We start from the raw sequence: 2856 nt of genomic DNA on the forward strand, positions 1-2856 counted from the left end.
CGGTTTGATTTTACTGATAGTGATATCAGTTGCACAGTGTTAACAATATGCTAAGTATTTGCATTTTATGGAGTTGTATACAGCCTTAATATAAATGACATAAAAATGAAATATTGCCGTGATCTTTTCAATTTCTCAGCATGTAATCGTTCGCAAAATTATTGTACCAAGATGTATGTCTTTTCATGCAAATATGACATTTGACATATTTCTTTTAAGGTTGAAGGAGCTTGGTGTGATATTTGTCCCACTTAGAAGTGTATAGCTGAACTATTTCACTTTTTGGGTGTGATGTGTGGTGACTCAGGCTTGCTGATGAGGTGAGGGTGTTGCTGTTGGGTCCCAAATGGTATCCTTCCTGCCCAGTTTTAGCGTTGTGCCGGAAAAGTAATGAATTTTAATCGTATTGTCTGCTTTGACCTTGAAATGTGTTGTTGGAATGATGGTCGGGAGTCGAGAACTGGAGAGATTATCGAGATCGGTGTTGCCGAGCTGGATCTGGTAACCGGTGAGATTGTTCGTCGCGCACAGCATTATGTGAAGCCGGAGCATGATGAGATTTCTCCGTTTTGTACTGAGCTGACAGGTATCAAGCCTGAAGTGATAGCCAAAAACGGTAAGCCATTGGCAACGATTTTGAAGTCTATCGAGCAGAAGTTTGGTGGGCGCCATAAGATTTATGCCGCCTGGGGGCGGGATGACTTGATTCTGCGTGCCGAGTGCAAAGAGAAAGGACTCAAGGTTCCTTTTAATGAGTACCTAAACTTAGCAACGTTGTTTCGCCTTCAGCGTCATGTCAACAATAAACGCTGTGGTCAGCGTGCGGCGATGGACATGGCGGGTGTTGAATGGGAAGGTCGTCAGCACTCAGGCTATGTGGATGCGTATAACCTTGCTCGTTTAGCCAAGACATTGTTCATCTCACCAAGTGACTAGATTCTGTTGTCAATAGCCTGACTTTGTCAGTCCTTGTAGCCAGAGAGTAGAAAAGCCGCGTTATGCGGCTTTTTTGTGGTGTTTAGTTAACAGATAGATTTAGGCTAAGCGAACATTCATGGTGATCTCGGCCCGGAACACAAGGTTCCCCTCAGTATCAGTGACTTCGACCGGCACTATTTTATCGCCTCCCGTTTCCCATTCGATCCCGTCTCCTGTTGCAACTGCTGTAAGATCTGTAGTGGCTTTCTTTAGATACTCCACCGTCATGCCGACCGGTAACCAGCGACTCTTGGTCGGTACACTGACATCAGTCATCATTCCACCGGCAAGCTCAGCCATATTACACATGGCAATAGCATGGACAGTGTTGATGTGGTTCGTTACTTTTCGCCGTTTTTTTATCGTAACTTCCGCATAGCCGGGTTTTAGTTCTCGAATTTGCGGTTTGATTGAGGAAAAGTAAGGAGCCACACGGCAGACGATGAAAGTAAAAAGCTGACGTCCGAATGGGAGGCCGGACAAACGCTGGTATGTCTTCAGGTTTTTACGCATTGAAAATTCCTTTTTCAAATACAGTCTGGTCAGACCACACTATAGGCGCGTAGGCTAAAAATCAACCATTTACTTTCTTTTCCTCTTAGAAAGCTCACTCTTTCTCATCAGGAATGACTCTCATATCATACAGGTTGATGCCTATATAATTGTTTTTATTCAATGCTTTATGTCTACTTCTGAGATTTGTTCAGGAAGAGTAGAGGGCTAGTGGAACGGAGAATTCCCCTAAATGTCTGACAATAGAGCTATGATGTCTTTTTAAAGATATTTATATCAAAGATGACCTGCCACACTATGTCGTACATGAATAATGATTCATGCAGTGACGACTAGAAAAAGCAATCTAAAGGCTAAAGGCAGACCATGTTCTACTTATTTCCATTACTTACCGTTTCAATTTGGGCAGGGAATGCCATCGTTAACAAGCTATCGTTCAGCGTGATTGATCCGGGTGCTATATCATTTTACCGCTGGTTTGTAGCCATGTTGGTACTGACACCGTTTGTCCTGGGGTCGGTGTGGCGCAACTGGTCAACTATACGACCATATATTCCTAAGTTAGCTTTTCTGGCGTTACTGGGCATGGTGCTGAACCAGTCATTGGGCTACTTTGCGGCGGAAACGACGACGGCTACCAATATGGCATTAATCATCTCGTTAGTGCCGCTTATTAGCATGTTTCTCAGTGTGCCCTTGCTGGGACAGCGCCTGCTGCCGTTAGCCATTGTCGGTGCTGTATTGTCGCTGGGTGGGTTGGTCTTGATGCTGAGCCATGGCGACATCAGTAACCTGGCTGCGCAAGGGGTCACTGTCGGTGATGCCCTGTTGTTGTTGGCTGCATTTGTCTACGCATTATATTGCGTGCTGTTGAAACGCTGGCAGATGCCGCTGAGTACCTGGCAGTCTGTTTATGTTCAAGGCGTATTGGCGGTATTGATGCTTGTTCCCTTATTGATGGGCAGCGAGCGGGTTGCAATCACGGCCGAGTCACTGCCGTTGATTATGTACGCGGCAATTCCGGCATCAGTGATTGCCCCTTGGTGCTGGATGCAAGGGATCCAGCGTTTGGGGGCGGACCGTACGGCGATGTTTATGAACTTGATGCCAGTGATCACTGCCGGAATTGCGAGCGTGATGCTGAGTGAGCAGCTTGCAGCCTATCATTATATCGGCGGCGGCATGGTATTGGCTGGTGTAGTACTGGCACAGCGGAAACCTAAGGCGATAACACCGCAATTGGCTACGGCGTAAATCATAGACAATTTGTGATTTACAATAGAGCGGCAATGACCTTTGGTTGTTGCCGCTTTTTAATGATTTTTTCACTTTCCCGGTGTTAGAAATAGCAAAAAGAACGGCTGG

At 45.8% G+C, this 2856-nt stretch carries 3 protein-coding genes; 2 read left to right on the forward strand and 1 reads right to left on the reverse strand.

What is annotated here, in order from left to right; genetic code table 11:
• The first annotated feature begins 390 nt into the window (after window positions 1-390).
• The gene (locus MHN01_RS23175; protein ID WP_160657628.1) at window positions 391-936 is read left to right on the forward strand and encodes a 3'-5' exonuclease; all 546 of its coding nucleotides are present in this window, start codon (window positions 391-393) and stop codon (window positions 934-936) included.
• 99 nt (window positions 937-1035) lie between these two features.
• Here the strand turns inward: MHN01_RS23175 and MHN01_RS23180 are convergent, their stop codons facing one another.
• Entirely contained in the window at window positions 1036-1491 is a 456-nt protein-coding gene (locus tag MHN01_RS23180) for a hotdog fold domain-containing protein (protein WP_239413714.1), read from the reverse strand.
• Between the two features lie 366 nt (window positions 1492-1857).
• Between MHN01_RS23180 and MHN01_RS23185 the strand changes: the two genes are divergently transcribed.
• Complete coding sequence (locus MHN01_RS23185) at window positions 1858-2745, forward strand: DMT family transporter (protein ID WP_239413715.1); 888 nt, start codon at window positions 1858-1860, stop codon at window positions 2743-2745.
• Window positions 2746-2856: the final 111 nt, after the last annotated feature.

Origin of the sequence: Photobacterium sp. OFAV2-7, from assembly GCF_022347985.1 — a bacterium.
In the GTDB taxonomy this organism is placed as follows: Bacteria; Pseudomonadota; Gammaproteobacteria; order Enterobacterales; family Vibrionaceae; genus Photobacterium.